Below are 18,068 nucleotides of genomic sequence, written 5' to 3'. Positions count from 1 at the left end.
AAAGCCCCGCATTTGCGGGGCTTTTTGTTGAATCAACTGCCTTTGACTGTCTTGCCGTTGACCGTGCCGTCGAGGAGCATGATGTTGTACTCCTTGCCGTCGGTTTCGACCTGTTGCAGGCGAACCAGCAGGTAATCCCAGTCCTTGGCGAACCACAGGACAGTGATGCGCTTGCTTTGTGTCGGATCGCGGACGCGCTCGACCTTGATCGCATCGATCTGGCCGGCCTTGGTTTCGACTTTCTCCGAACCCAGCACGCGGAAGTCGTAGGTATCGACTTCGCCATCATCGACCACCTGATAGCTCATGCTTTTCTTGCCGGCGGCCACGTCATGCTGCAGCGCCAGTTGATAGGTGGATTTATCGACCATACCGCGGTTGAGCGGGATTTTCACCGCGTCGCCGCGGTCGGTGCCGGTCACCAGCTTGTTGGCCCAGTCGAAGTCCAGGTCAGCCTTTTTCGCCTTGCCCAGACCACCGCGTTCGAAGTGGTAGGACTGTGGCAGCAGGGTGTCCTTGTCCAGGGTCAGGGTGCTTTCCTCGGACAGGCTGGCAATCATCATCGAAGCCTTGAAGCTGAGCTTCCAGACGCCGTTGGCCTGTTTGGTCAGGCTGCGTTCGGCAGTGCCGCTCATGGGCAGCTGCTTCCAGTCGGCGGTGTAGCTAGCGGAGAACGGTTGAAGGTCTGCCGCCTGGGCAAAAGGCAGGGCGAGCAGAGCGCAAGCGAAGAGCAGGGCGCGACGCATAAAATCTCCTAGTTTCGAATCAAGTGACCGCTGGCCCCGAGTAACTGGCCATCCAGTAAAGCACCTTGCTCGCCGAGGCTCAGCCGTCCTTCGGCGAACCAGCGTACGGCCATCGGGTAGATCAGGTGTTCCTGAACGTGAACCCGTTGCGCCAGACTTTGCGGCGAATCGTGCAACTCTACCGGTATTACTGCCTGTACGACCAGTGGTCCGCCATCGAGTTCCTCGGTGACGAAGTGCACGGAGCAGCCGTGTTCGGCGTCGCCGGCTTCCAGCGCGCGCTGATGAGTGTGTAACCCTTTGTATTTGGGTAGCAGCGACGGGTGGATGTTGAGCAGGCGACCCTGGTAGTGACGGACGAAATCAGCGCTGAGAATGCGCATGAAGCCGGCCAGTACCACGAGTTTGGGGTTGAATTCGTCGATCAGTTCGATCAGGGCGGTATCGAAGGCCTCGCGGCCCTCGAACCCCTTGTGATCCAGCGAGCGGGTGGCGATACCCGCGTCACTGGCGCGTTGCAGGCCGTAGGCGTCGGCGCGGTTGGAAATCACCGCAGCGATGCGGACCGGGCTGTCCCCGGTCCGCGTGCTGTCGATCAGGGCCTGCAAGTTACTGCCGGTGCCGGACAACAGCACCACGACATCACAGGTCTGGGACATCAGTGAGCCTTGAGGTTCTTCAGTTCGACCTGAGCCGCGCCTTCGGCAGCGACAGCGATCTGACCGATGACCCAAGGCTGCTCGCCGGCGTCACGCAGGGTGTTCAAGGCAACTTCTACGTGCTCCTGAGCCACGCAGATCACCATGCCCACGCCGCAGTTCAGAACGCGGTGCATCTCGGTTTCGTCGACGTTGCCTTTCTCTTGCAGCCAGTCGAAGACGGCCGGGCGGTTCCAGCTGGCCACGTCAACCACGGCCTGAGCGCCTTTTGGCAGAACGCGCGGGATGTTGTCGAGCAGGCCGCCACCGGTGATGTGGGCCATGGCTTTGACCGCGCCGGTGTCCTTGATCAGCTTGAGCAGCGGCTTCACGTAGATGCGGGTCGGGGCCATCAGCAGTTCGGTCAGCGGCTTGCCGTCGAGCTGAACGGTTTCGATGTCGGCTCCGGACACTTCGATGATCTTGCGGATCAGCGAGTAGCCGTTGGAGTGCGGGCCGGACGATGGCAGGGCGATCAGGGCATCACCGGTGGCGACTTTCGAGCCGTCGATGATTTCGGCTTTTTCCACGACGCCGACGCAGAAGCCGGCCAGGTCGTAGTCTTCGCCTTCGTACATGCCAGGCATTTCAGCGGTTTCGCCGCCGACCAGCGAGCAGCCAGCCAGTTCGCAGCCTGCACCGATACCGGTAACCACGGTGGCCGCTACGTCGACGTTCAGTTTGCCGGTGGCGTAGTAGTCGAGGAAGAACAGCGGCTCTGCGCCACACACCACCAGATCGTTGACGCACATGGCGACCAGATCCTGGCCGATGCTGTCGTGCTTGTTCAGGTTCAGCGCCAGGCGCAGCTTGGTGCCGACGCCGTCAGTACCGGAAACCAGTACCGGCTGTTTGTAACCGGCCGGGATCTCGCAGAGGGCGCCGAAACCGCCCAGGCCGCCCATGACTTCCGGGCGCGCAGTGCGCTTGGCGACGCTCTTGATGCGTTCGACCAATGCTTCACCGGCGTCGATGTCTACACCGGCGTCCTTGTAGCTCAGGGAGGGTTGCTTGCTCATGATCCAGGCCTTTAGGGGAGGGGATTCAGGGGTAACGACCGAGTTCAGCGGGAACGCCGAATCCGACAGGGGCGATTGCCTCACGCGAAGTTCGGGGTGCCCGGCTGTTGCCGGTCTGCGAAGGCGCGCGATTTTATCAGGCTTGAGGGGCAGCGGCCATCCTCACGCCGACGGGCAGGGGCATATCGATGGAAAAATTTTGCAATTGACGCTGTGGATGACATCACGGGTGCCTGTATAAGGAACCGTCTATCGTTAGGACTGTGCAAAAACTTACCGACCGCGTGTGAATGTTTTGCGATGGCCTGTGGTCACAGGCTTGCCACAACGGTGCACGCGGCCTGTTCCAGCCGCTCTTGTCGACGGGAATTCTCCATGCGTTTTTGTAAATGGCTGTTAGTGGGTGGCTTGTCTCTGATCAGCCTGGCGAGCCAGGCCGAAAATCTCAAAGGTCTTTATCAGGTGCGTGAACCGGTCACTGGCCAGTCGCCGGAGGAGCGCGATCGCGCGACCCAGGCTGCGCTGGATACGCTGGTGCTGCGCCTGACCGGTGACCCGAAGGCTCCGCAGAACCCGGGGCTGGCGCCGGTTCGCAAGGATCCGCAGCAGATCATCAGTCAGTTCGGTTTCGATGCCGGGCCGCCAGAAGTGCTGAAAGTCGATTTCGATCCGGGCACCACCGAGCAGGCGTTGCGCCGCGCCGGGCTGGCGCTGTGGGGTGCCAACCGGCCCTCGATTCTGAGCTGGTGGCTGAACGATTCGACCGAGGGCTCAAGTCTGGTGGGTGACGGTCAGGCCAGTGCCGCACCTTTGCGCCGCGCCGCCCAGCACCGTGGTTTGCCTTTGCGCTTGCCACTGGCGGACTTGAGCGAGCAACTGGTCGCTACGGCGCCGGCGCTCGAAGGTGCCGACCCGGCGCCGCTGCGCAACGCTTCCGAGCGCTACAACGCTGACGCCTTGCTCGCCGTGCATGCTCGCGAAGAAAGCGGGCAATGGCAGGCCAAATGGCAATTGTGGCTGGGCGACAAGAAAGAGGCGGGTAACGTGCAGGGCGCGGATCAGGCCGCCGTGGCCGATGCGGTGATGCTGGCGGTCACCGAGCGTCTGGCGCCACGCTTTGTGGCCAAGCCGGGCGCGTCCGGCCAGCAGACCCTGGAAGTGCAGGGCATGAATCTGGAGCACTACGCGGCGCTGCTGCGGTTACTCGAACCGTTTGGCGTGCGTCTGCAGAGTGTTGATGCCGATCGCATCCTGTATCGGGTCAATGGCAGTGCCGATCAGTTGCGAGCGCAGTTGTCGCTGGCGAAGTTGCAGGAACTGCCGGCCGAGGCGCCGGCTCCGGTCGCAGCGCCTCAGCCTGCGGTTGCCGGGGCGCCGCCAGTTGTTGCGCCGACGCCAGCACCAGCAGCGCCGTCCTTGCGGTTCCGCTGGTAGATTTTCTTTCTTATATATAAGCAATGGAGTGTTACATGGCCGATACGCGGCGTTGGTTCTGGCTCGGTGGGGTGCTCCTGCTTTGCGCGTTTGTCTGGTTGCTGCATCCGATCCTCACGCCGTTTCTGGTGGCGCTGCTGCTCGCGTATCTGTTCGATCCGCTTGTTGATCGGCTGGAGCGCCTGGGGTTGTCCCGCACCTGGGGTGTGATCACGGTGTTCGCCTTGTTCACTCTGATCGTCACCGCGTTGTTGCTGGTGCTGGTGCCGATGCTCGCCAAGCAATTGCTGCGGCTGTATGAACTGGCGCCGCAAATGCTCGACTGGTTGCAGCACACCGCCGTGCCATGGGCGCAATCGAAGCTGGGACTGTCGGACGGCTTCTGGAAGTTCGACAAGGTCAAGGCCGCGATCAGCGAGCACATGGGCCAGACCACCGACATCGTCGGTGTAGTGCTGAGTCAGGCAACGGCCTCGAGCCTGGCGCTGATCGGCTGGCTGGCGAATCTGGTGCTGATCCCGGTGGTGAGCTTTTACCTGCTGCGCGACTGGGACGTGATGATGGCCAAGATCCGTGGCCTGTTGCCCCGTGATCGCGAGGAACGCGTGGTGGCGCTGGCGGGTGAGTGTCATGAAGTGCTGGGCGCGTTCGTGCGCGGGCAGTTGCTGGTGATGCTGGCGTTGGGCGTGATCTATGCGGCCGGCTTGATGATTGTCGGTCTGGAACTCGGACTGTTGATCGGTCTGATCGCAGGGCTGGCGGCGATTGTGCCGTACATGGGGTTCGTGATCGGCATCGGCGCGGCGTTGATTGCCGGGCTGTTCCAGTTCGGTGGCGATCTGTATCCGATGATCGGGATCGTCGCGGTGTTCATGGTCGGTCAGGCACTGGAAGGCATGGTGCTGACGCCTTTGCTGGTGGGGGACCGGATCGGTCTGCACCCGGTGGCGGTGATCTTCGCGATTCTGGCCGGTGGCGAGCTGTTTGGCTTCACCGGTGTGCTGCTGGCGCTGCCGGTGGCGGCGGTGATCATGGTGTTGGTGCGACACGTCCACGATCTGTACAAGGATTCCGACATCTATAGCGGGGTGGATGAGCCGGAGTTGTAATCGTGACGTGCGGGCTGCCCGGTGGATTGCCGGGTTGGCCCGTCTCATGCAGGCCGTGGCGCCAAAGAAACTGTCATAAAACCAGCACGTTAACGCAAACCTTTGATTTTGCTTGGGGTCTGTCGCATTGTGCGCTCCGCTTCACGGGTATAAACTTCGCTCACTTTACACAGAGGCCACTAACGGTTCCTTGGGAACTGTTCAGTCAGCATGAAACCGATTCAGCTGCCCCTAGGTGTGCGTCTGCGTGACGACGCCACCTTCATCAACTACTACCCAGGCGCCAATGCCGCTGCACTCGGCTATGTCGAGCGTCTATGCGAAGCCGACGCCGGCTGGACCGAAAGCCTGATCTATCTGTGGGGCAAGCACGGGGTAGGGCGTACGCATCTGTTGCAGGCCGCGTGCCTGCGCTTCGAGCAGATGGGTGAACCGGCGGTGTACCTGCCGCTGGCCGAGTTGATGGATCGCGGCATCGAAATCCTCGACAACCTCGAACAGTACGAACTGGTCTGCCTGGATGACTTGCAGGTGATTGCCGGCAAGGCAGACTGGGAAGAGGCGATGTTTCACCTGTTCAACCGTCTGCGTGACAGCGGCCGGCGTCTGCTGATCGCGGCATCCACTTCGCCGCGTGAACTGCCGATCAAACTCGCCGACCTGAAATCGCGCCTGACCCTGGCGCTGATTTTCCAGATGCGTCCTCTCTCCGATGAAGACAAATTGCGTGCCCTGCAATTGCGCGCATCCCGTCGCGGTCTGCACCTGACCGACGAAGTCGGGCATTTTATTTTGACTCGCGGTACCCGCAGCATGAGCGCGCTTTTCGATCTGCTGGAGCAACTCGATCAGGCCTCTTTGCAGGCCCAGCGCAAGCTGACCATTCCCTTCCTGAAAGAAACCCTGGGCTGGTAAAAACGGGGCTTTCAGCCGGTTTCGGCATATTTCAGGCGCCAGAAAACCCGCTTTCCTGTGGGTTGCGCAGGCTGCGTCTCGATTCAAATAGGCTTAAGCGCTTAGATGTTAACGAGAAACCGAGAAGTCACAAAAAGATCGATTGAATTTGCAAATGAGGCTGATAGCGGGCATAGTCTCGGCTTCTTTACAACTATCAGCCACGGTCGTGCCCATGCTAAAGCGCTTCGCACCCCTCGTGCCTCTCGCACTCGTCACCCTGTTGTTCGGTTGCGCTGCTCATTCACCTGTTAATCAAGAGCAGCAACAACAGGCTAAAAATTCTGCCACCGCCCAGTCTTCCGTTATTTACCAGGAAGAGCTGGACACCGAAAAAGAACTCGCCGACTTCAACGGCAAGAAGCCTTACCAGCTTCCGGTTCTGGCCGACAGCATCCTCGAACGCGGCATGTCCCTGATCGGTACCCGTTACCGTTTCGGCGGTACCTCTGAAGCCGGTTTCGATTGCAGCGGTTTCATCGGCTACCTGTTCCGCGAAGAAGCCGGCATGAACCTGCCGCGCTCCACCCGCGAAATGATCAACGTGGATGCGCCGCTGGTCTCGCGCAGCAACCTCGAGCCGGGCGACCTGCTGTTCTTCGCCACCAATGGTCGTCGCGGTCGTGTAAGCCACGCCGGGATCTACCTGGGCGACAACCAGTTCATCCATTCCAGCTCTCGTCGCAGCGGCGGTGTTCGCATCGACAGCCTGGGCGACAGCTACTGGAGCAAGACCTTCATCGAAGCCAAACGCGCTTTGGCGAACGCTCCAACCGTGGTTACCGCTCGCAAGTAATCACGCCTTTGTCGCCAAGCTCGTGGCGACAATGCGGCCCTTCAGAGGCAATAGACCTAAACTTTACAAGGTGAAGTTAAAGTCTTACTTGAAGTTTGCCGCGTAGCCGCTAGAATCCTGATCTATATTGATGGCAAACCGCCTGCGTCCCAACGCAGGCGGTTTTGTTTTCTGTCGAATCGGCAGTCAAAGCCTCAGCCAGATCAGGATGTTCTGCATATGACGATGTCGGCCCGCTTTGCCTTGATGTTCTTCGCAGCGCTGCTCAGTGGCTGCGCCAGTCGCACTCCGCCGCCTGCGCCGGTGGTTCGCGCTCCGATCGTATTCGGATCCTCCCAGGCCTTTTCCCCCGCTGCCGAAGACGTGCTGTTTCGCGCGCTCGGGCTGGTGGGCACGCCTTATCGCTGGGGCGGCAACACGCCGGATTCGGGCTTCGATTGCAGCGGCCTGATCGGGTTTGTCTATCGCGATGCCGCCGGCATCAGCCTGCCGCGTTCCACCCGCGAGATGATCGTGATGCAGGCGCCGAATGTCGGCAAGGAAGGGCTGCAGACTGGCGACCTGATCTTCTTCGCCACCAATGGCGGCTCGCAGGTCAGTCATGCCGGAATCTACGTTGGGGAAGGGCGCTTCGTTCATGCGCCGGCCACCGGTGGCACGGTGAAGCTGGACAGCCTGTCGAAAGCGTATTGGCAGAAAGCCTATCTGAGCGCCAAGCGCGTTCTGCAGCCGGAGCATCTGGCGCATAACCCGTAATCCAGATACATAAAAACCCGTGGGAACTGAATGGCTCCCACGGGTTTTTTATGCCTGCAACAGATTAACGGGTCGCTGAAACCCGCCACACCTTGTTCCCCACGTCATCCGCCACCAGCAATCCACCTTGTTGGTCGATCACCACGCCGACCGGGCGACCCAGCGCGTTCTCGTCCTTGTCGAGGAAGCCGGTCAGCACATCCACGGGCGTTCCGCTCGGCTTGCCGGCAGCAAACGGCACAAAGATCACCTTGTAACCGCTATGCGGTTTGCGGTTCCACGAGCCGTGCTGGCCGATGAACGCGCCTTCCTTGAACTGCGCCGGCAGGCGATTGCCTTCAGCGAAGGTCAGGCCAAGTGATGCAGTGTGCGGGCCGACGGCGTAGTCGGGAGCGATGGCCTTGGCCACCATGTCCGGCCGCTGTGGTTCCACACGCACGTCAATGTGCTGGCCGTAGTAGCTGAACGGCCAGCCATAGAAGCCACCGTCCTTGACCGAGGTGATGTAGTCCGGCACCAGATCGCTGCCGATTTCGTCGCGCTCGTTGACGGCGGTCCACAGCGCACCGGTTTGTGGTTCCCAGGCCAGGCCGTTGGGGTTACGGATGCCCGAGGCGAAGATCCGGTGGTTGCCGGTGGCGCGATCGACTTCCCAGATCGCCGCACGGCCTTCTTCCTGATCGAGGCCGTTTTCGCCGACGTTGCTGTTCGAGCCGACAGTGACGTACAGCTTGCTGCCGTCCTTGCTGGCGATGACGTTCTTGGTCCAGTGGTGGTTGAGCGTGCCGCCCGGCAAGTCCACGACCTTGATCGGCTGGCTCTTGATTTCGGTCGCGCCGGGTTCGTAGTTAAAGCGCAGCAGGCGATCGGTATCGGCGACGTACAGATCGTTGCCGACCAGGGTCATGCCGAACGGCGAGTTGAGGTTCTGCAGGAACACCGTGCGGGTTTCGGCCACGCCATCGTGATCGGCGTCACGCAGCAGGGTAATGCGGTTCGGGCTGGGAACGCCGGCACCGGCGCGGCCCATGACTTTCTTCATCACCCAGCCGCGAATGCCCTTGCCGTCGTCGGGTTTGGGCGGGGCGTTGGTTTCCGCCACCAGCACGTCGCCATTGGGCAGCACGTACAGCCAGCGCGGGTGATCGAGATTTTCGGCAAAGGCTGCCACTTGAGTGCCTGCCGTTGTCGTCGGTTTCGCGCCGGCCGGCCAGCCGATGGCCGGGGCGATGTTCACCGTCGGGATCAGGGTCTTGTTCGGTTCGGGCAACCGGGGTGACGGGCCGGTGCCGTCGGAGACTTGCAGGCTGGAGGATTCACCACAGGCGGCGAGCCCTCCGGCGAGCACGATGACGAAAACGAGCTGGGGCTTGCGCATTGCTGATCTTCCCTATGAATGCATTCTTAATCATAGAGAAGCGCACAAGCCCGATGGTTCAACCCTCAGCCGCGGGCTTCCTTGAACAGCACGGCAATGCCGGGGTGATAGTTGCCGGCTTCGCTGCGCAATTTGCGGTAGGCGTAGGGGAAATACCAGGCGACGGCGCAGGTGTGTTCCTTTTGCAGGTCGTCGACCATGTCCTGCAGTTCTTCCGGGCTGGCGCTGTGCTGGGCCTTTTGCGGGGCGACGAACAGGCAGCCGAGTTTCAGGTCGCTGGCGTAGCTGATGCGCTTGGCATCGCTGGTGATATCCGCCAAGGCCTGCGTCAGATTCAGGCTGGTGACGCGTGGCCAGCGTTGGGTGGCCTGAATGAAGGCGCGCTCCTCGGCGCCAGCGATAAACAGGTCGGCGCGGGCATTGCGCTCGCCTTCTTCGTTTTGTTTGCGGGTGGCGGTGTCGCGCAGGGTGACCAGTTCGGCCATCCAGGCAGCGGCCGACAGCAGGCCGAGGTTGGCTTTTTCGTCGTGCCAGTAGGGCGTGTCGTTGTCGCCGCGCACGGCGTTGTAGCGGTCGATACAGTCAAACCAGCGTTCCAGCACCGGGCGCAGGAATTCCAGCCGCGGATTGCTGATGATCATGCCTTGCATGGTGCTCTCCCTTGTTATTGTGATGTGCTCTCTGCAGTCAAAAAGCATGGCTCTTTGATATCACTGCTGACAGTGTGGCACAAGATTGGCGTCAGTTAATTGATCGGCGGCAGTTATTCGCCGCACAAGCCCCTCTTCAATTGACGCTCCACCCCCAACCCTCTAACCTTCGCGGCTTGTTTCAGGTGCTCTGTGGCGCATGTCGACAGAGTGAAACAGGGAAGCCGGTGAGGCGGGTCTTCAAGCGATGAACCCTCACGATCCCGGCGCTGCCCCCGCAACGGTAAATGAGTAAAAGCTGCGTCCGATGCCACTGCGTAAAAGCGGGAAGGCGCGCAGCCAGGCACCAGCCGCTCATGAGCCCGGAGACCGGCCTGATCCATCCAGCGGCATCACGGTGGGCGATGCCAGGCTTGTTGCCGTCTATTCTTGTGCCTGCCCGCCGTTATCCAGCCTCAACGGAGAGCTCCCCCATGACTGATTCCCCCGAACGCGACGAGCGCCACCTGGCGCGCATGCAGCGCAAAAAAGCCGTGATCGATGAACGCATCGCCAATTCGCCAGATGAATGCGGCCTGGTGCTGGTGCTGACCGGCAACGGCAAAGGCAAAAGCAGCTCGGCATTCGGCATGCTCGCTCGCGCCATGGGCCACGGCATGCAGTGCGGCGTGGTGCAGTTCATCAAGGGCCGCAACAGCACCGGCGAAGAGCTGTTCTTCCGCCGCTTCCCGGAGCAAGTGCGTTTTCATGTGATGGGCGAGGGCTTCACCTGGGAAACCCAGGACCGCCAGCGCGACATCGCCGCCGCCGAAGCGGCCTGGGAAGTCTCCCGCGAACTGCTGCGCGATCCGTCGATCGGTCTGGTGGTGCTCGATGAGCTGAACATCGCCCTCAAGCACGGCTACCTCGATCTGGATCAGGTGCTCAGTGATCTGCAGGCCCGTCCGCCGATGCAGCACGTGATCGTCACCGGCCGCGCCGCAAAGCCGGAAATGATCGAGATGGGCGACACCGTCACCGAAATGGGCATGATCAAGCATGCCTTCCAGGCCGGCATCAAAGCGCAGAAAGGCGTCGAACTTTGAATCAACCACGTCACTGCCCGGCGGTACTGATCGCCGCGCCGGCCTCCGGTCAGGGCAAGACCACCGTCACTGCCGCGCTGGCCCGTCTGCATCGCAATCAGGGGCGCAAGGTTCGCGTGTTCAAATGCGGCCCGGACTTTCTCGACCCGATGATCCTCGAGCGCGCCAGCGGTGCGCCGGTCTATCAACTGGACATGTGGATGGTCGGCGAACAGGAAAGTCGACGCCTGTTGTGGGAAGCCGCCGCCGAAGCCGATCTGATCCTGATCGAAGGCGTCATGGGCCTGTTCGACGGCACGCCGTCGAGCGCCGATCTGGCCCGGCATTTCGGCGTGCCGGTGCTGGGTGTGATCGACGGCACGGCCATGGCTCAGACCTTCGGCGCACTGGCGCTGGGGCTGGCGCGCTATCAGCCGGACCTGCCGTTCGCCGGCGTGCTGGCAAACCGCGTCGGCACCGCGCGCCATGCGCAGTTGCTCGAAGGCAGCCTCACCGAAGGCCTGCGCTGGTACGGCGCATTGTCCCGGGAAACCGGAATCGAACTGCCGAGCCGCCATCTCGGTCTGGTGCAGGCCAGCGAACTCAATGATCTCGACGTGCGCCTCGACGCCGCCGCCGAAGCGCTGGCCGGCACTTGCGAGGTAGCGCTGCCACCGGCCGTGGAATTCGCCGCGCCTGAAATCATTGAGACCGAAAAGCTGCTCGAAGGCGTGCGAATTGCCGTCGCCCGCGACGAAGCCTTCGCCTTTACCTACGGCGCCAGTCTCGATCTGTTGCGGGCGATGGGCGCCGAGTTGAGTTTCTTTTCGCCGATCCGCGATACGCAATTGCCCGACGCCCACAGCTTGTACCTGCCCGGCGGCTATCCGGAATTGCACCACGTTGCCCTGTCGCAGAACGCCGACATGCTCAAAGCGATCCGCGCGCATCATGCGGCCGGAAAACCGCTGCTCGCCGAATGTGGCGGCATGTTGTATCTGCTCGACTCGTTGACCGATGTCGAAGGCACCCGCGCTGATTTGGTCGGCCTGTTGAGTGGCGACGCCGTGATGCAGAAGCGTCTCGCCGCGCTGGCGCTGCAAGAGGTCGACCTGCCGGAAGGCCTGCTGCGCGGCCACACCTATCATCATTCCCTGACCACCACCGAACTGACACCGATTGCCCGTGGCCACAGCCCCAACGGCGGGCGCGGCGCGGAAGCTGTTTACCGGGAAGGGCGGATGACCGCCTCGTACGTGCATTTTTACTTCCCGTCGAATCCGTCGGCGATTGCCGCACTGTTGGTGCCATGACCGACAACGCCTTCACTGACGCCGAGCGCGAAGCGGTCTACCGCGCCATCGCCGAACGCCGCGACATGCGCCATTTCAGCGGCGGCACGGTCGAGCCGGAACTGTTGCGCCGTTTGCTTGAAGCCGCGCACCAGGCGCCGAGTGTCGGCCTGATGCAGCCGTGGCGCTTCATCCGCATCAGCGACCGCGCGCTACGTGGCCAGATCCAGAACCTTGTTGAAGAGGAGCGCGTGCGCACCGCCGAAGCCCTCGGCGAACGCAGCGACGAGTTCATGAAGCTCAAGGTCGAAGGCATCAACGACTGCGCCGAAGTGTTGGTCGCTGCGTTGATGGACGATCGCGAGCGGCATATTTTCGGCCGCCGCACGTTGCCGGAAATGGACATGGCCTCGTTGTCCTGCGCAATCCAGAACCTGTGGCTCGCCGCGCGTGCCGAAGGCCTGGGCATGGGCTGGGTGTCGCTGTTCGAGCCGCAGGCGCTGGCCGATCTGCTGAAACTGCCGGCCGGGGCCAAGCCGTTGGCGGTTCTTTGTTTGGGGCCGGTCAAGGAATTCTATCCGGCGCCGATGCTGGTACTCGAAGGGTGGGCGCAGGCGCGTCCGCTCAATGAGCTGCTGTATGAAAATTTTTGGGGAGTGAATCAATGAGTGTGGCGTTGTTGAGTGTCGCCGCGGTTGCGCTGGATGCGCTGCTGGGTGAACCGAAACGCTGGCATCCGCTGGTGGCGTTCGGCAATTTCGCCGGGCGCATCGAGCAACGTTTCAATAGCGCTGGTCGCGGCTGGCGCAGCCATGGTGTCACCGCGTGGGTGATTGCGGTGTTGCCGCTGACCCTGCTGGCCACGGCGTTTTCCTGGGCGCCGTATGTGGGCTGGATCGTCGAGATTCTCGCGCTGTATTGCGCCCTCGGCATGCGCAGCCTGGGTGAGCACGTCGAGCCGGTGGCCAAGGCCCTGCGCGCCGATGATCTGGAAGAGGCGCGCAAGCGTGTGGGCTATCTGGTCAGCCGTCAGACCGATGAGCTGGACAGCACCGCTGTCGCCCGCGCCGCCACCGAATCGGTACTGGAGAACGGCAGCGATGCGGTGTTCGCCGCGCTGTTTTGGTTTGCTGTGGCCGGTGCGCCGGGTGTGGTGCTCTATCGCCTGAGCAATACGCTCGACGCGATGTGGGGCTATCGCAACGAGCGCTTCGAGCGTTTCGGCTGGGCGGCGGCAAAAATCGACGACGTCCTCAACTACATTCCTGCGCGGCTGGTGGCGTTGACCTACGCGCTGCTCGGCAAAACCCGACTGGCGTTGAAATGCTGGCGCACCCAGGCGCCGAAATGGGACAGCCCGAACGCCGGCCCGGTGATGGCCGCCGGCGCGGGTGCCTTGGGCGTCGAGCTGGGTGGCCCGGCGATTTACCACGGCGAACTGCACGAGCGTCCGCAACTGGGCGAGGGCGCACCGGCGGATGCCGATTCCATTGATCGCGGCTGGCAATTGGTCCAGCGCGGGGTATGGTTATGGCTGCTGATTCTCTGCGTGGGGGCTGAATTCTATGCTTGAGCACGGTGGCCGGTTGCGCAGGGCGGCGCTCGAATACGGCATCGCGGAAGAAGACTGGCTCGACCTGTCCACGGGCCTGGCGCCGTGGCCGTTTCCGGTCCCGGAGATTCCGCTGCGGGCCTGGGCGCGCCTGCCGGAAAACGATGATGGTCTGGAGCAGGCCGCCTGCGATTACTACGGCGCCAGCCAGGTGCTGCCGGTGGCCGGTTCGCAGATGGCCATTCAACTGCTGCCGCGATTGCGTCGCGCCGGCAAGGTCGGCGTGCTGTCGCCGTGTTATGCCGAGCATGCTGAAGCCTGGCGGCGTAGCGGCTATATCGTGCGTGAGGTTCTGGAGCAGGAGGTCGATTTCTTTCTCGACAGCCTCGACGTGCTGGTGGTAGTCAATCCGAACAATCCAACGGGCCTGAATCTGACCCCGGCGCGCCTGCTCGACTGGCACGCGCGGCTGGCCCAGCGCGGCGGCTGGCTGGTGGTCGACGAAGCGTTCATGGACAACACGCCGCAGCTGAGCCTCGCCCCGCATGCGCATCAAGTGGGGTTGATCGTGTTGCGCTCGTTCGGCAAGTTTTTCGGTCTGGCCGGTGTGCGGCTGGGGTTCGTGCTGGCCGAGCGCAAGTTGCTTAGGTTGCTGGCCGAACAGGTCGGGCCCTGGGCAGTCAGCGGGCCGACCCGAGTACTCGGCCAGGCCTGTTTGCGCGACACCGAAGGCCATACTCGTCAGCGCATCCGCAGCGACGAGGCCAGCGAACGGCTGGCTGCGCTGCTCGAACGTTCCGGCTTCAAACCGCAGGGCGGCTGCGCACTGTTTCAGTGGCTGATCACCGAACAGGCCGCCGCGTTGCACGAATTCATGGCTCGGCGCGGCATTCTTCTGCGTCTGTTTGCGCACAACAGCAGCCTGCGTTTCGGGCTGCCCGCCGATGCCGCCGACGAAGCGCGCCTTGAGCAAGCCCTGCAAGCATTCGCCCTGCAACGCTCTATGGAAAACAAACCAGCATGACCACATTAATGGTGCAGGGCACCACTTCCGACGCCGGCAAAAGCACGCTGGTGACGGCGCTGTGCCGCTGGGCCACCCGACAGGGCGTTGCCGTGGTGCCATTCAAGCCACAGAACATGGCGCTCAACAGCGCGGTGACTGCCGACGGCGGCGAGATCGGCCGCGCGCAAGCGGTGCAGGCGCAAGCGGCGTTCCTCGAACCGCACACCGACATGAACCCGGTGCTGCTCAAACCCAACAGCGACACCGGCGCCCAGGTCATCATTCATGGCCGTGCGGTCACCAGCATGAACGCCGTCGCCTATCACGACTACAAAGCCATCGCCATGCAGGCCGTGCTCGCTTCCCATGAGCGCTTGAGCGCCGCGTATCCGCTGGTGATGGTCGAAGGCGCGGGCTCGCCGGCTGAGATCAATCTGCGCGCCGGCGACATCGCCAACATGGGCTTCGCCGAAGCGGTGGATTGCCCGGTGCTGCTGATTGCCGACATCAATCGTGGCGGCGTGTTTGCCCATCTGGTGGGCACGCTGGAACTGCTGTCGCCGAGCGAACAGGCGCGAGTCAAAGGCTTCATCATCAACCGCTTTCGCGGCGACATCGCCTTGCTGCAACCGGGCCTCGACTGGCTGGAACAGCGCACCGGCAAACCGGTGGTTGGCGTGCTGCCGTACGTTATGGACCTGCATCTGGAAGCCGAGGACGGCATCGACCAGCGCCAGACCGACAAGGCCGAGCAAGTCCTGAAAGTGGTGGTACCGGTGCTGCCGCGCATCAGCAACCACACCGATTTCGATCCGCTGCGTCTGCATCCGCAGGTGGATCTCCAATTCATTGGCCCGGGGCAAGCGATTCCGCCGGCCGATCTGATCATTCTGCCGGGCTCGAAAAGCGTGCGCAGTGATCTGGCGTATCTGCGCGCCAATGGCTGGGAGACCGCCATCCGCCGTCACCTGCGTTACGGCGGCAAGCTGTTGGGGATCTGCGGCGGTCTGCAAATGCTCGGCGAGCAAGTGCACGATCCGCTGGGCCTTGAGGGCGCGCCGGGTTCCAGCCTCGGTCTGGGGCTGCTGGCGTTTGAAACACAGCTCGAAGCCGAGAAGCAGTTGCGCAATGTGCGCGGGCGTCTGGCGCTGGAAGATGCCGAGGTCAGCGGTTATGAAATTCATGCGGGCGTGACGACAGGATCTGCGCTGGAAAATGCTGCCGTGCATCTGGACGACGGTCGTTGCGACGGCGCGCAAAGTCTCGACGGGCAGATTTTCGGCACCTACCTGCATGGCCTGTTCGAATCGCCGGCGGCCAGTGCCGCGCTGCTGCGCTGGGCCGGTCTGAACGATGTGCAGGAGGTGGATTACCACGGCCTGCGTGAACGCGATATCGAGCGCTTGGCGGATCTGGTGGAGAAGCACCTGGATACCGGGCTGTTACGTGAACTCTGTGGAATCTCCCCATGCTCCAACTGATCCTCGGCGGCGCCCGTTCCGGCAAAAGTCGCCTCGCCGAAAAACTCGCCACCGACAGCGCGCTGGCCGTGACGTACATCGCTACCAGCCAGCCGCTGGACGGCGAGATGAATGAACGCGTTGCCCATCACCGCGCCCGTCGTCCCGCCGAATGGGCGTTGATCGAAGAACCACTGGAACTGGCCCGTGTGCTGCGCGAAAACGCCAGTGATGAACGTTGCCTGCTGGTGGATTGCCTGACGCTGTGGCTGACCAATCTGCTGATGCTCGACGACGCCGAACGCCTCGCCGCCGAACGCGAAGCCCTGCTCGAATGCCTGGCGTCGCTGCCGGGTGAAATCATTTTTGTCAGCAACGAGACCGGAATGGGTGTCGTGCCGCTGGGCGAATTGACTCGCCGCTACGTCGATGAGGCCGGTTGGCTGCATCAAGCTTTGGCCGAGCGCTGTCAGCGAGTCGTCCTGACAGTTGCCGGCCTGCCCCTGACTCTGAAAGGACCTGCGTTATGACCCAAGCCTGGTGGCTGAACCCGTGCAAACCGGTGGATACGGACGCCGTTGAAAACGCGGCGGCGCGTCAGCAGCAATTGACCAAACCCGCCGGCTCCCTCGGTCAGCTTGAATCGGTGGCGGTGCAACTGGCCGGATTGCAGGGCCAGATCAAGCCGAAGCTGGATCAAGTCTGGATCGCGATTTTTGCCGGCGACCACGGCGTTGTGGCCGAAGGGGTTTCCGCGTTCCCGCAGGAAGTCACCGGGCAGATGCTGCTGAACTTTGTCAGTGGCGGCGCGGCGATCAGCGTGCTGGCGCGGCAACTCGGCGCGCAGCTGGAAGTGGTGGATCTGGGCACCGTGACCCCGTCGTTGAACCTGCCGGGCGTGCGCCACCTGAACATCGGCCCGGGCACGGCGAATTTCGCCGAGGGCGCGGCGATGACTCAGGCCCAGGGCGAACTCGCCTTGCAGGGCGGCCGCGACAGCGTGCTGCGCGCGAAGGCTGCTGGTGCGCAATTGTTCATTGGCGGTGAAATGGGCATCGGCAATACCACGGCCGCCAGTGCGCTGGCTTGTGCGCTGCTCGATTGCCCGGTGGCGCATTTGACCGGTCCCGGCACCGGGCTGAATGCCGAAGGCGTCAGCCACAAGGCGCAAGTAATCGAGCGGGCGCTGGCGTTACACGCAGCACGGCGCGGCGATGCATTGCAGACCCTGTTCAATCTCGGCGGCTTCGAGATCGCGGCTTTGGTCGGTGCGTATCTGGCGTGTGCTCAGGAAGGTGTGGCGGTGCTGGTGGACGGGTTCATCTGCACGGTCGCCGCGCTGGTGGCGGTGCGCTTGAATCCGGCCTGTCGCGAGTGGCTGCTGTTTGGTCATCGCGGTGCCGAGCCAGGTCATCGACATGTGCTGGAAGCCCTTGGCGCTGAACCGCTGCTCGAGCTGGGCCTGCGTCTGGGCGAGGGCAGTGGCGCGGCGCTGGCGGTGCCGTTGCTGCGTCTGGCCTGCGACCTGCACGGGCAGATGGCGACTTTTGCCGAAGCAGCGGTGGCGGATCGCCCGGCATGACCTTGCGTCTGGATCTGCTGCGTCACGGTGAAACCGAACTCGGCGGCGGCCTGCGCGGCAGCCTCGACGATGCGCTGACCGAAAAAGGCTGGGCGCAGATGCGCGAGGCGGTGAGCGGGCAGGGGCCGTGGGATCGGCTGGTCAGTTCGCCGTTGCAGCGTTGCGCGCGGTTTGCTGAAGAGTTGAGCGCGCAGCGGGATCTGTCGGTATCGCTGGACAAAAATCTGCAAGAGCTGCATTTCGGTGCCTGGGAAGGGCAGAGCACGGCGGCGCTGATGGAAACCGATGCCGAGGCGCTGGGTTTGTTCTGGGCAGATCCGTATGGGTTTACCCCGCCGCAGGGTGAGCCGGTCAGCGATTTTTCGGCACGGGTGCTGGCGGCGGTGATGCGACTGCACGCGGCGCACGCGGGTGAGCGGGTGTTGTTGGTCAGCCACGGCGGCGTCATGCGTCTGCTGCTGGCGCGGGCCCGTGGTTTGCCCCGTGAGCAGTTGCTGAATGTCGAAGTCGCTCACGGCGCGCTTTTTTCGCTGATCGTCGAAGCCGACGGTTCGCTCAGGGAAGTGCTCTGA

The 18,068-nt window shown here is 62.7% G+C and carries 18 protein-coding genes, 1 pseudogene and 1 riboswitch; of the genes and pseudogenes, 14 read left to right on the top strand and 5 right to left on the bottom strand.

Annotated elements, in window-relative coordinates; translation table 11 throughout:
* Positions 1-32: 32 nt before the first annotated feature.
* From AC1RT4_RS10310 to purM, 3 genes are read right to left on the bottom strand one after another with little or no spacing between them, the layout of a single operon-like run.
* Positions 33-746: a DUF3108 domain-containing protein gene (locus AC1RT4_RS10310; RefSeq protein ID WP_007950391.1), complete on the bottom strand. Its 714-nt coding sequence runs from the start codon at positions 744-746 to the stop codon at positions 33-35.
* 8 nt (positions 747-754) lie between these two features.
* Positions 755-1,405 carry a phosphoribosylglycinamide formyltransferase gene (gene purN, locus AC1RT4_RS10305; RefSeq protein WP_085608847.1) on the bottom strand — a complete coding sequence of 217 codons (651 nt, stop codon included), beginning with the start codon at positions 1,403-1,405 and terminating at the stop codon, positions 755-757.
* Positions 1,405-2,463 (bottom strand): phosphoribosylformylglycinamidine cyclo-ligase, encoded by a 1,059-nt coding sequence (purM, locus tag AC1RT4_RS10300; protein WP_007950393.1) that lies wholly within the window; start codon positions 2,461-2,463, stop codon positions 1,405-1,407. Before purM ends, purN begins: the two co-directional genes overlap by 1 nt.
* Before the next feature lie 375 nt (positions 2,464-2,838).
* Here purM and AC1RT4_RS10295 point away from each other — a divergent pair, with 375 nt between their 5' ends.
* The 5 genes from AC1RT4_RS10295 to AC1RT4_RS10275 all read left to right on the top strand — a co-directional run bounded on the left by AC1RT4_RS10295 (position 2,839) and on the right by AC1RT4_RS10275 (position 7,512).
* Positions 2,839-3,897 carry a DUF2066 domain-containing protein gene (locus AC1RT4_RS10295; RefSeq protein WP_493085306.1) on the top strand — a complete coding sequence of 353 codons (1,059 nt, stop codon included), beginning with the start codon at positions 2,839-2,841 and terminating at the stop codon, positions 3,895-3,897.
* A 35-nt stretch (positions 3,898-3,932) separates the two neighbouring features.
* A complete protein-coding gene (locus AC1RT4_RS10290; protein WP_007950395.1) occupies positions 3,933-5,006 on the top strand; it encodes an AI-2E family transporter in 1,074 nt (357 codons plus the stop codon).
* A gap of 210 nt (positions 5,007-5,216) precedes the next feature.
* On the top strand, positions 5,217-5,921 hold the full coding sequence (gene hda, locus AC1RT4_RS10285; protein WP_007950396.1) for a DnaA regulatory inactivator Hda: 705 nt from the start codon (positions 5,217-5,219) through the stop codon (positions 5,919-5,921).
* A 214-nt stretch (positions 5,922-6,135) separates the two neighbouring features.
* Positions 6,136-6,756 (top strand): C40 family peptidase, encoded by a 621-nt coding sequence (locus tag AC1RT4_RS10280; RefSeq protein WP_007950397.1) that lies wholly within the window; start codon positions 6,136-6,138, stop codon positions 6,754-6,756.
* A gap of 219 nt (positions 6,757-6,975) precedes the next feature.
* A complete protein-coding gene (locus AC1RT4_RS10275) occupies positions 6,976-7,512 on the top strand; it encodes a C40 family peptidase (protein ID WP_007950398.1) in 537 nt (178 codons plus the stop codon).
* A gap of 64 nt (positions 7,513-7,576) precedes the next feature.
* On the opposite strand, the gene AC1RT4_RS10270 is transcribed toward AC1RT4_RS10275, so the two are convergent.
* The gene (locus AC1RT4_RS10270; RefSeq protein ID WP_493085305.1) at positions 7,577-8,890 is read right to left on the bottom strand and encodes a PQQ-dependent sugar dehydrogenase; all 1,314 of its coding nucleotides are present in this window, start codon (positions 8,888-8,890) and stop codon (positions 7,577-7,579) included.
* A 65-nt stretch (positions 8,891-8,955) separates the two neighbouring features.
* Complete coding sequence (locus AC1RT4_RS10265; RefSeq protein ID WP_493085304.1) at positions 8,956-9,540, bottom strand: hypothetical protein; 585 nt, start codon at positions 9,538-9,540, stop codon at positions 8,956-8,958.
* A 166-nt stretch (positions 9,541-9,706) separates the two neighbouring features.
* A riboswitch (cobalamin riboswitch) is annotated at positions 9,707-9,932 on the top strand.
* A gap of 81 nt (positions 9,933-10,013) precedes the next feature.
* On the opposite strand from AC1RT4_RS10265, the gene cobO reads away from it, so the two are divergent.
* The 9 genes and pseudogenes from cobO (at position 10,014) to cobC (ending at position 18,068) form a co-directional block, all read left to right on the top strand.
* A complete protein-coding gene (gene cobO, locus AC1RT4_RS10260; RefSeq protein WP_007950401.1) occupies positions 10,014-10,625 on the top strand; it encodes a cob(I)yrinic acid a,c-diamide adenosyltransferase in 612 nt (203 codons plus the stop codon).
* Positions 10,622-11,917 (top strand): cobyrinic acid a,c-diamide synthase CobB, encoded by a 1,296-nt coding sequence (locus tag AC1RT4_RS10255; protein ID WP_493085303.1) that lies wholly within the window; start codon positions 10,622-10,624, stop codon positions 11,915-11,917. The genes cobO and AC1RT4_RS10255 overlap by 4 nt, the downstream gene beginning before the upstream one ends.
* Positions 11,914-12,564, top strand: coding sequence for a 5,6-dimethylbenzimidazole synthase (bluB, locus tag AC1RT4_RS10250; protein ID WP_493085302.1), 651 nt, complete (start codon positions 11,914-11,916; stop codon positions 12,562-12,564). The genes AC1RT4_RS10255 and bluB overlap by 4 nt, the downstream gene beginning before the upstream one ends.
* Positions 12,561-13,469 (top strand): adenosylcobinamide-phosphate synthase CbiB, encoded by a 909-nt coding sequence (gene cbiB / locus AC1RT4_RS10245; RefSeq protein ID WP_085682929.1) that lies wholly within the window; start codon positions 12,561-12,563, stop codon positions 13,467-13,469. The genes bluB and cbiB overlap by 4 nt, the downstream gene beginning before the upstream one ends.
* Positions 13,462-14,472 (top strand): threonine-phosphate decarboxylase CobD, encoded by a 1,011-nt coding sequence (gene cobD / locus AC1RT4_RS10240; RefSeq protein WP_221534187.1) that lies wholly within the window; start codon positions 13,462-13,464, stop codon positions 14,470-14,472. Before cbiB ends, cobD begins: the two co-directional genes overlap by 8 nt.
* A pseudogene (locus AC1RT4_RS10235) lies at positions 14,469-15,927 on the top strand (cobyric acid synthase); the annotation flags it as partial. The gene cobD and the pseudogene AC1RT4_RS10235, both read left to right, overlap by 4 nt.
* Positions 15,923-16,444, top strand: coding sequence for a bifunctional adenosylcobinamide kinase/adenosylcobinamide-phosphate guanylyltransferase (cobU, locus tag AC1RT4_RS10230; protein ID WP_493085301.1), 522 nt, complete (start codon positions 15,923-15,925; stop codon positions 16,442-16,444). The pseudogene AC1RT4_RS10235 and the gene cobU, both read left to right, overlap by 5 nt.
* Positions 16,441-17,496, top strand: a complete 1,056-nt coding sequence (cobT, locus tag AC1RT4_RS10225; RefSeq protein ID WP_493085300.1) for a nicotinate-nucleotide--dimethylbenzimidazole phosphoribosyltransferase — start codon at positions 16,441-16,443, stop codon at positions 17,494-17,496. Before cobU ends, cobT begins: the two co-directional genes overlap by 4 nt.
* Positions 17,493-18,068 carry an alpha-ribazole phosphatase family protein gene (gene cobC / locus AC1RT4_RS10220; protein WP_493085299.1) on the top strand — a complete coding sequence of 192 codons (576 nt, stop codon included), beginning with the start codon at positions 17,493-17,495 and terminating at the stop codon, positions 18,066-18,068. The genes cobT and cobC overlap by 4 nt, the downstream gene beginning before the upstream one ends.

This window comes from Pseudomonas sp. GW821-FHT11D10 (genome assembly GCF_058808435.1).
Note: the sequence above shows the minus strand (reverse complement) of the source record. Positions and strands in the feature narration are given on the sequence as shown.

Bases quoted from the DNA above. Each gene is read 5' to 3' on its own strand.
- AC1RT4_RS10310 (WP_007950391.1), bottom strand. From the start codon at position 746: ATGCGTCGCGCCCTGCTCTTCGCTTGCGCTCTGCTCGCCCTGCCTTTT.
- cobO (WP_007950401.1), top strand. From the start codon at position 10,014: ATGACTGATTCCCCCGAACGCGACGAGCGCCACCTGGCGCGCATGCAG.
- cbiB (WP_085682929.1), top strand. From the start codon at position 12,561: ATGAGTGTGGCGTTGTTGAGTGTCGCCGCGGTTGCGCTGGATGCGCTG.
- AC1RT4_RS10265 (WP_493085304.1), bottom strand. From the start codon at position 9,540: ATGCAAGGCATGATCATCAGCAATCCGCGGCTGGAATTCCTGCGCCCG.
- cobT (WP_493085300.1), top strand. From the start codon at position 16,441: ATGACCCAAGCCTGGTGGCTGAACCCGTGCAAACCGGTGGATACGGAC.
- AC1RT4_RS10290 (WP_007950395.1), top strand. From the start codon at position 3,933: ATGGCCGATACGCGGCGTTGGTTCTGGCTCGGTGGGGTGCTCCTGCTT.
- AC1RT4_RS10295 (WP_493085306.1), top strand. From the start codon at position 2,839: ATGCGTTTTTGTAAATGGCTGTTAGTGGGTGGCTTGTCTCTGATCAGC.
- cobD (WP_221534187.1), top strand. From the start codon at position 13,462: ATGCTTGAGCACGGTGGCCGGTTGCGCAGGGCGGCGCTCGAATACGGC.
- purN (WP_085608847.1), bottom strand. From the start codon at position 1,405: ATGTCCCAGACCTGTGATGTCGTGGTGCTGTTGTCCGGCACCGGCAGT.
- AC1RT4_RS10275 (WP_007950398.1), top strand. From the start codon at position 6,976: ATGACGATGTCGGCCCGCTTTGCCTTGATGTTCTTCGCAGCGCTGCTC.
- AC1RT4_RS10280 (WP_007950397.1), top strand. From the start codon at position 6,136: ATGCTAAAGCGCTTCGCACCCCTCGTGCCTCTCGCACTCGTCACCCTG.
- cobU (WP_493085301.1), top strand. From the start codon at position 15,923: ATGCTCCAACTGATCCTCGGCGGCGCCCGTTCCGGCAAAAGTCGCCTC.
- purM (WP_007950393.1), bottom strand. From the start codon at position 2,463: ATGAGCAAGCAACCCTCCCTGAGCTACAAGGACGCCGGTGTAGACATC.
- hda (WP_007950396.1), top strand. From the start codon at position 5,217: ATGAAACCGATTCAGCTGCCCCTAGGTGTGCGTCTGCGTGACGACGCC.
- AC1RT4_RS10270 (WP_493085305.1), bottom strand. From the start codon at position 8,890: ATGCGCAAGCCCCAGCTCGTTTTCGTCATCGTGCTCGCCGGAGGGCTC.
- cobC (WP_493085299.1), top strand. From the start codon at position 17,493: ATGACCTTGCGTCTGGATCTGCTGCGTCACGGTGAAACCGAACTCGGC.
- bluB (WP_493085302.1), top strand. From the start codon at position 11,914: ATGACCGACAACGCCTTCACTGACGCCGAGCGCGAAGCGGTCTACCGC.